The sequence below is a fragment of the Mycobacterium simiae genome (assembly GCF_008370645.1).
Taxonomy (GTDB): domain Bacteria; phylum Actinomycetota; class Actinomycetes; order Mycobacteriales; family Mycobacteriaceae; genus Mycobacterium; species Mycobacterium simiae_A.
This window is the reverse complement of the sequence record NZ_VTZN01000190.1, coordinates 1-8,956: the sequence shown is the minus strand read 5'-3', so window position 1 is coordinate 8,956 and position 8,956 is coordinate 1. Positions and strand designations below refer to the sequence as shown.

General features: G+C 64.6%; 6 protein-coding genes. 1 reads left to right on the top strand and 5 read right to left on the bottom strand.

All coding sequences use genetic code 11. From position 1 onward, the window contains the following. Positions 1-267, bottom strand: a 267-nt coding sequence (locus tag F0Q45_RS22085) for a cyclic nucleotide-binding domain-containing protein (protein ID WP_149655959.1), incomplete at its 3' end; no start/stop codon positions are given. Between F0Q45_RS22085 and F0Q45_RS28710 the strand changes: the two genes are divergently transcribed. Beyond that, positions 163-582, top strand: coding sequence for a hypothetical protein (locus F0Q45_RS28710; RefSeq protein ID WP_223163933.1), 420 nt, complete (start codon positions 163-165; stop codon positions 580-582). The genes F0Q45_RS22085 and F0Q45_RS28710 overlap by 105 nt on opposite strands. A gap of 12 nt (positions 583-594) precedes the next feature. Here the strand turns inward: F0Q45_RS28710 and F0Q45_RS22080 are convergent, their stop codons facing one another. From F0Q45_RS22080 to F0Q45_RS22065, 4 genes are all read right to left on the bottom strand, one after another. After that, positions 595-1,983 (bottom strand): NAD(P)/FAD-dependent oxidoreductase, encoded by a 1,389-nt coding sequence (locus tag F0Q45_RS22080; protein ID WP_262491111.1) that lies wholly within the window; start codon positions 1,981-1,983, stop codon positions 595-597. 132 nt (positions 1,984-2,115) lie between these two features. Further along, positions 2,116-3,486, bottom strand: a complete 1,371-nt coding sequence (locus tag F0Q45_RS22075; RefSeq protein ID WP_149655957.1) for a wax ester/triacylglycerol synthase domain-containing protein — start codon at positions 3,484-3,486, stop codon at positions 2,116-2,118. Between the two features lie 48 nt (positions 3,487-3,534). Next, a complete protein-coding gene (locus tag F0Q45_RS22070; protein ID WP_149655960.1) occupies positions 3,535-6,657 on the bottom strand; it encodes an MFS transporter in 3,123 nt (1,040 codons plus the stop codon). Between the two features lie 149 nt (positions 6,658-6,806). After that, a partial coding sequence (locus tag F0Q45_RS22065; protein WP_223163932.1) for an ATP-binding protein occupies positions 6,807-8,956 on the bottom strand: 2,150 nt, incomplete at its 5' end.

Sequence of the window (8,956 nt, the reverse complement as noted above, 5' to 3'; positions counted from 1 at the left end):
TCCGATTGACTGACCGGCTGCCATCTCGCCAATCACCTGTCCATCGGCAGTGATGGCCGCGAACCGCCCAGAGTCAACGATATAGATGGCATCCGATAGGTCTCCCGCATGAAAGAGCCACTCGTTGGCGGGGACCTGGTGGCGCTCCACCACGCTCGAAAGTTGAGCGAGTTGTTCGTCATCGATGTCCGCGAGTATCGAAAGGCTCCGGAGCGCGGTTCGTTTGTCAGCCGCACGCCGTTGGGGATTGCGCCGTTGCTCGCTCATGGGGTGCGGCTCCTAATACTCGGACTCGCAACAGGACTCGTGAGGCGCTCCGCCCCGCCTGGCCGCCACACCACGTTCTTGGACTTATTGGCAACTCCGCACGTGATGCGCCGATTCGCGCCTGCCGCCTGCCGAGCACGGCTAATTGCCAGCGCGTTCAACAAGGAGGTTTGTTTCGTCGCTGCGGTACTCATCCGTCGGCTACGGGTTGTCAACAACGGCCAGGCAGTGGTGGAAGACGTCGTAGCCCGGGACCGCGGCATTGTCCACGCTAATCGCCGTCGCGCAGGTGTCGACGTAGCTGAAAAGCGTTGACCACCGGGCATGTTACTTGTCTCCGAGGCGATAACGATAGCGCTTTGCGATAGCCGCGAGAGCTCCTGGCGACGAGGAGTTCTTCCCGGCGAAGGACATCGCCATGCGCTCGACGAGGCGATGATTTGAATCGACTATGTTGTCGACCGACTCATGCGAGGTTATCGCGCCCGCGATCCAGAGATTTCTGCGTCCCTGGCACCGCTCCATCCTTTCGACAGCGCCGCCGCGAATCGCGTCGGGCTGCAGCTGAGGCGAGTATTTCCAGCGGCATTGGCGCAGCACGCTGTTGACCGCGCCGCCCTCATCGATAACGTCCTTCTCGAGTTGGCCGAGCAACTCTGCGTCAGTCTGGCCGCTCTCGCCGTATTGATAGCAAACGTAGAGATCCGGGCGAGTTTGAGACCGGGCCCGAGCAACTGGAGATTTGTCACCCGTTCGACGCGCTACGACAACCTGTCCCTTCGCGATGGCACTGCTGTCCTGCAAGCGGCTCGCCCAGCACTTTGTGTCGATGCCACGGAACCACCCCGTGGCATCCACGAGCGTGGAGACATACGACCGCCATCGCAGTGTTTCGCCGTCGATCGGATAGGCCTTGCGCTCTGTCTCATCGAACGGAAACCAGCCAGCAGCTTCGTCAAGTGGTGTGGAGATGACAAGGTGATCGAATGCGAAATCGCCCCGATCGGTGTGAACGACGAACTCGTGCTCGCGTCGGTCGACGGAGAGCACCGCATGTCGGAGGCGAACGTCGAGTTGGCCGGCAAGGTAGTACCACAGCGAAAGCCACCCAGGCGTGGGCTCGATCACTTTCTTCATGATGCCGGAGAGAAGCAGCGACGGCATATTCCAGCGCAGCCCGTAGAGTGCCGGGACGGTGTCGAGTGATCCGTAGCCCATGGCGCCCATCGAGCGGCATGCGAACCTGGCAACCATATCGAGTTCTCGGTGTGCCAGCCACATGCCAAACGGCTCAGCCACTTCATCTACCATGGGGCGACCTGCCGTCCCTGGCGCGTCGCTCGGCGCGCCACGCAGATCCCAGTTGTGAAAGATTAGCCAGTCGGCGAGATACCGTTTGAGCTGGATGACGGTGCCCAAGATTCTGGCCTTGCGTCCCAGCACATAGTTTTTGAAATCCAAAACGTCGTCATCGCCGGTAGCTATGCGGTGCTTGTCCAAGTTGAACGCACCGATATCTGCCCTCTTCATCCAGCGCTTGACAGTGGTATAGCCGAGTGCGTAATAACACGTGCCGAGTTCGTGACCGATGCCGTTATGATGCACAGTAAGAGACTTCCCGCCGACACGCTGCGCGCGCTCGATCAGGGTGACGTCAGCAAAACCCTTCTCCGTGAGCAATTGAGCCAACGACAAACCACCGGGGCCGGCGCCGATGATCCCAATCCTGGGCCCAGCTGGCGCTCTCGAAAATGTGCACTCTGGTCCTTGAAGCTGTAAAGGCCCGCGCCGGCCCGGGATGCGCTTCCCACTTGGCGGCTCTTTCATTGCAGCCTCATTCCCGTTAGTTTATGTATCGTCAGCAAGGGCCAACTGCTCATCGAAACCAGTGACCAGACAGTCATGGAAGACGTCGTAATCCGGGACCGCGGCGCTGTCCACGCTGATACCCAAAGCGCACTTGTCGATATAGCTAAAAAGCGTGACGCAGATCGCTGCGCCAACCGTCGAGCCGAAAACATAATGCTTCCTGACTTTGGCCCCGCCGATAAACACGGGCACTGGCACGCCGGGAATGTTACTGGCCGTCAAGTCGGTCTGACGCATGACCGAGCTGATGACCCCAAGGGGCAACAGGCTGGTAACACCAGCGACGATATCTGCGTAGAACAAAAACCGCTCCTGGCGTAATGCCGATGTGCGTTGGTGAATCCACTCGATCAGTTCCGCCGGATCGGCAATATCTGCCCGCACGCTAAAGCGCGTTGGAGCGATCCGATTGCCACCGGCATGGTCGGTGTCGGATCGCAAGCTGATCGGCATGGCCAGATGCACGTTGTTGACAGAGGCGCCGTGCTTTGCGTGGTATCGGCGCAGCCCACCCACCAATCCCGCAATGAATACATCGTTGAGAGTGCCGCCACAGCGCTTGGCTACCGATCGCAGGGCTGCTGTCGGCACCTCATGCACTCCCACCCGACGAGCCAGGCTGCGTTCCGTCATGATGGTTGATCGCGTCGGCATCAGCGGCTGCGCGACTCGGTAGAGGGATCCAGCCATCGTCGTGACTGATGCAGCAGTGTTCAGCGGTCGCCGCAATACCTGCAACATTATTCCCGGCGCGCTGCGAACCGCACCGACCGCCAACTTGGCCGCCAAATCGGCGTGGTAGCGAGCCATGTCGACGTAACCGCTGAACCGGGCACGCGGTGGCGCGCCCGGCGCCGACGACAACGCCTGCCGTTCCGGCAGCTCGGCGGAGAAATCGACGAACGTCATCGACGCTTGTAGGGCGCCCACCCCGTCGGTTAGGGAATGGTGGATTTTCCACATCAGGGCCGCTCGGCCGTCTTCAAGGCCTTCGATTAGGGTGACGGTCCACAGCGGGCGCGCACGGTCGAAATCTTCCATTGTGGCCACCCGTACCATTTCGAGCACGCCGTCGAAAGTGCCCGGCTTGGCTGCCGTCACCCGCCGCACATGGAAGTCAAGATCGAAGTCAGGACATTCTTCCCACCGATGCGGGATCGGGGCCGGCGACGCCACAAGTCGGCAACGGAACGTTGGAATTTTCCGACTCATGAGCTCGAATCGGTATCGAACCTCGTCCCAATCCGGCGATCGTTCCAACAAGCTCAGCGTGAGACCGGTCGAGCGCAGCCGTGGATCGCTTTCCAGCGACCAGGCGATCGCGTCGATCTGACGCATGAACTCGGTCATGCTCTGTCCGATTCGACGGAAAAGGTTTCCATTGTCGACTCCGGCTACTTAGCGGTGTAGCAGTTCCGCGATTTGCGGCAGGACTTGGCGGGTCGCGCTCCGGCCTGCCTCGCGGGCGCGGTCGATCTGGTGGTACTCGAGGAGTCCGATCGCACTGGTGTCGGGCCTGATCACAAGGTCGGCCTGCGCGAGCGCCGCCTCCGATGCCATCGAGCTGCCGATCGTCATGGTGCGCATGAGGGTGTCGCTGATGGGCGGCACCCGGGTTAGGCGCGCGTTATTGACCGCCGGGCCGCGGCGGGCCTCCCTTCCGGTGCCGATGTGCACCGCGATCACCGGGCCGTCGCGGCGATCCAGCGCGCTCACGGGCAGGTTGTCGAGCACCCCGCCGTCCACGTGCAGCGAGCCGTCGTAGCGCTTCGGCGGGAACAGTCCCGGCAGCGATATCGTGCAGGCGAGGACCTCAGCGAGCGGGCCGCGGCGGTGTATGACGGCCCGTCGCTCGAGCAGATCGACACTGACGCAGCGGAATTCCCGCGGCAGTTCCTCTACCAGGCGTTCGCCGTACGTCTTGTACAGGGCGACGCTGGTGCGCCGCCCGCGGACGAGCCCCTTGCTGGGCAGCGTGTAGTCGCCGGCGGAATTGTTGCGGACGAAGGTTTCGTAGACGTTGGCATCCACAGCGGCCGCGTTCATCCCCATGGCCGCGCCTGCGGCGATCAGCGCCCCCATGCTGGTGCCGGCGATCCGGTCGACCATGATCCCGGCAGTCTCCAGCTCGTCGAGCACCCCGAGGTGGGCGAAGGCGCGCGCACCTCCGCCGCCGAGGACTAGCCCGACCGAGTTTCCTGCGATGCGTGCGGCGAGCGGGCGCAGGTCGGTGGCCGCATGTAGAGGCCGGATCTCCGAGACCGACCGCGGCGTGATCAATTCCTCCCACGCGCGCCGCTGTTCGCGGGTTGCGGGCGGCCCGGTGAGCACCAGATCGGCGCCTGAGGCTCGCGCCGGTAACCGTTCGGGCACCAGACCCGGATCAGCAGCGACCAACACGACGCGGTCCGCGTCGCGGATGCAGAAGTCCCGCCAGGCTGCGTCATCGGCCGACGCGTGCAGCACCACCTTGTCTGCAGCACGCTCGGCGCGCTCCAACCCGTCGCGGTCGAGGTGGCCGGGGTTCACCACCTGCAGGCGGCCCGATAGCGCGTTGACTAGTTCGGTGGCGACCATCAGTTCCGGCGCGTCGGCGTCGACACCGACGACCGCGATGACCACCTCGGGGGTCGGGTGGGCGACCGCGGGTCGCGGCGCTTGGTGGAGCCGGGTGGCCAAGGTCCGGACCAGTGCACTGAGGACGCCTGAGTCGGTGATCTTGTCGAATTGGACCTTGGTGAGTCGCACCAGCGTGGAGTCGCGTACGGCGCGAACCGAGGCCGATCGGGGCGCGTCGATCAGCAATCCAAGCTCGCCGACGACCTCGCCGCGGCCCAACTCCGTGACCACAACGTCGTCGCGCAGCACCTGCAGGCGCCCATTACGGATCACATACAGGGCATCGGACGGCTCGCCCGCCCGGAACAGGTACGAGCCGCCCGCCAACTCAACCTGCTCGGCGCAGTGCCGCAATTCGGCCAGGGCGACCGTGTCCAACCCGGCAAACAGCGGCAGCGCCGCAAGCGGGTCCTCGCCGCCAGTGGCGGGCGGGAGTTCGATGGATGCGGCATGCCGGGGGGCCGGCCGCGGTGTCAGCAGATCGAGTCGCGGCGCCGGATCGGGCTCGGCGACGGTGTGGTGGCCGCTGCGATTGGCGCGGCCCAGCAACACCGCTCCGACCGCGACGACCGCAAAGCAGACCGCGGCCAGCGCCCATCCCCTTCGTAGCCCTTCGTCGGCGGCGCCCCGGGCCGGCGTCCCAATCACGATCACCAGCAACGCGATGCCGATCACCGCACCGAGCTGGCGGGTACTGGCCATCACCGCCGCCGCGGTGGCATAACTACTGCCGTGGGCTAACCCGGCCAGGGCGGCACCGCCGAGTAGCGGCAACGTAGCACCGACTCCGAGGCCCTGCAGCAGCTGGCCCGGCAGCCACGCACCGAGGAAATCGGGTTCCGCTCCGACACGTTCGATGTACCACAGCAGGCTACCGGCCCAGATCAGCGCACCGCTGATGATGATGACTCGGTAACCATACTGGTCAGCGACACGGCCCAGCGCCGCTGCGACAACAGCTGCGACGAACGCGGCGGGAGCAACCGCCAGGCCGGCCTGCAACAAGTTGTAACCCCACACGTAGTTCAAGAACAAGACGTGGGTCAGCAGGTAGGCGTAAAACCCGGCACTGGCCACTAGCGTCAGCGTGTTGCCGGCGACAAACGAGCCGATCCGCAGAAACGCCGGCTCGATCAACGGTGCCGGGTGTTTGCGGGAACTCATGACAAAGCCCGCCAGCGCGACCGCCGCTGCCGTCAACGACCCGATGACCGCCGCGCTGGCCCAGCCCCACTCCGGGCCCTTGACCAACCCCAGCGTCGAAAACCCGAGCGCAATGGCGAGCAGTGCCGACCCTCGCAAATCGGGCACGCGTCGCCGGCCCGCAGCTCGGCTCTCGACCAGCCCCCGCCGAGCCACCAGCACAGCCAAAATGCCCAGGGGCAGATTCACCAGGAACACCCACCGCCAGCTTGACGCGTCCACAAGGGCACCGCCGATCGGCGGGCCCAGGCCCGACGCGATCGCGCCCACCGCACCCCACAGCGCTACCCCGTGGGCGCGGCGGGTGACCCCAAAGGCCTCGACTACAAGCCCAAGCGATGCCGGCACCAATATCGCGGCGCCGATGCCCTGCAGCACGCGGAACCCAACCAACTGACCAACAGTGTCAGACATGGCACACAAACCGGACGCGACCGTGAACAACACCACCCCGTAAATAAACGTCCGCTTGCGGCCGAGTAGGTCGGCCAGCCTGCCCCCGGCCACCAGCATCGCGGCGAACGCGATGTTGTAGCCATTGAGTACCCACGACAGGCTGCCGATGCTGCTGCCGGGGAAATATCTCTGGATAGCCGGGAAAGCGATGTTGACGATCGTCGAGTCGAGAAAAGCCAGAAACGCGCCGCAAGCCGCTACCAGCAGCACCCCGGCTGGTGAGGGTTGGCGACGTCGCGTCAGCGGGGGATAGACATGGTCGGACCGCCGATCACGTCCGTGCGCTGCAACTGTGCTTCTGCCCGCAGTGGCGGCGATCCGGCCAGCGTCATCTTTCCCACCGCGGGCGGTATCCGTGCGGTCACTCTCTCGCGGTGTTGTGATTCTAAGTGTCACGACTCACCTCTGTTGACTGGCGCTTCGATAGCATCGATGAGATGTGTTGTGTGCCTGACAATTGCCGTCCCTCCCAGATCCCGGGCGGTATCGCGGGCGCGATATAGCATCGCCAGGGCGCGCGGTTGGTCTGCATCGGCATTGCGCGACAGCAGCAACTGCGCCCAGTACAGCTGGTTTCGCGCTTCAAACAGCGGCGCGCCAATACGATCGTGTAGCTCGGTCGCGGCTGCGAAGTGCAGCTCGGCGTTGTCAAAGCGGTCCAGCACGCCGGAAAGATGTCCGAGGATCGTGTGGGCCGAGCAGAACGCAATCGGTACCGGGTAAATCAGGTGGTTGCGGTAGGGGTACAGCAGGTCATAGATCTCCGCGGTGGCACGACGCTCGCCGAGCCGCGCCGCAGTCAGACCCCAATACGCGAGGGCGTATAGCCGCAGGTAATCGTGATTCAGAGACCCGAAACCGGCTTGGGTCACCTCGTTGAGCAGCTCAGCGGCCTCATCGAGGCGGCCGAGTTCGGTGAGGTAAAACGACAACCTGGCCGGTGTCGAAGAGGTGCGGGGCGCGAGTTTCCTCATTTCCAGGTTCGCGTTGATGACGTCGTCGTCGAGCCGGCCCTGTTCGAATCGCAAATAGTGAAACTGGGGGCTGTAGAAAAAGAAGGCGTCCGGAAAGCCGATCGCCACCCCGATGTCCAGCGCATCGCGAGAATGCTTGTCGGCGAGCTCCAACTCACCGTCGATCGATGCGATCGCTGTGGCCATCGTCCGCGCGAGCCATTGGCTCCAGGGCTGACCGGTGCGCTCGGATAGCTGCCACACCCGGCGCGCGCACTCGCGCGCTTCGCCGATTTCGGCGACCTCGACCGTGGCGATGAATCTCATGGCCGCGGCCATGCATCCAAGGGACGGGTCATCGACCCCATCGGCCAAAGCCAGCAGCTCGCACGTGAGCGCCAACCGCTCGGCCATCAGGTCGGGGCGCACCACCAATGCCGAATTGACCTGAGCCAGCACCTGTGCCAGTACTCGTTTGTCGGTGCCCTGGCGCCCCAACTGAAGCGCTTGATCGACAAGCGGGCGTATCTCGGTGGTGAAGTCCCATTCGGTGCAGGCTTCGGCGGCCAGCTGCGCCAGCAACAGGGGCCGATGGGGGGAGCCGGCGGGCGCCACGTCGATGGCCGATTGCAGCCCCGCAATACGCTCGGCATCGACATCGACGACGTTGCTCAGCCAGCCCCGGGTGTTGGAGATCGCCGCTTTGGCCATCCGCTCCCCGTCGCCGATGTGTGACGCGATCTGACCGGCGGCCAACAAGGTGTCACGGTAGGTCGGTTCTCCGGTCTGACGTTGGGCTTCGCCCATGAGGATCATCAGGTCGCAGCGATCGGCCTCGCTGACGTCGCCTGCTTCGGCCAGCTGCTCGACGGCCTGGCTGAACCAGCGCAGCGCCTCATCGGGGGCCACCTGCGCCAGCGCGCGCTCGCCGGCCCGGCGAGCATAGGAGATCGCCTTGGCGGAGCTGACCGCCTGGCGGGCTGCCGCCCAGTGATAAGCCAGTTCGCCGAGCCGCTCGTCGATGTTCTCCCCGGCGATGTCCTCGATAGCTTGGGCGATGCGCAGATGCAGCCGCGCGCGTCGGGTCCGGCTGATGTCCTCACACAGGGTGTGATTGATCAGCGCGTGCGCGAACACAAACCGGCCCAACGCTTGTGGACTCTCCCTGAGCACCGCTCCGGCCACCGCCGACTCCACTGCGGCGAGTAGGTCATCTTCGCGGCGCCCGGTGACCACCGACAGCAGCTCGAGATCGAACTCAAACCCAATCACCGCCGCGGCATCCAGAATGCGGACGGCGTCGGGTCCAAGCCGGTGGACCCGCTGAGCGACTACATCGCGCACGCTGCGGGGGATACACAGCTCACCGACCTCGGCGGTAACGGTGTAGCGGCCGCTGTCGCCCCGCACCACCCCCCCGGACTCGACGAGATCGCGCAGGATTTCGGTCACGAAGAACGGGTTGCCGTCGCTTTCCCGACACACCGCCTCGGCCAGCTTGCGCCCCTTGATGCTGAGCTCGTGACCAGCGACCGCCGCTATTAGCGACTCCACTTCCGGCTGCGCCAACCCCCCCCCCCCCCCCCCCC

What these genes read in the sequence shown, in the direction of transcription:
- F0Q45_RS22075 (WP_149655957.1), bottom strand. Translation starts at nt 3,486, where the DNA reads ATGACCGAGTTCATGCGTCAGATCGACGCGATCGCCTGGTCGCTGGAA.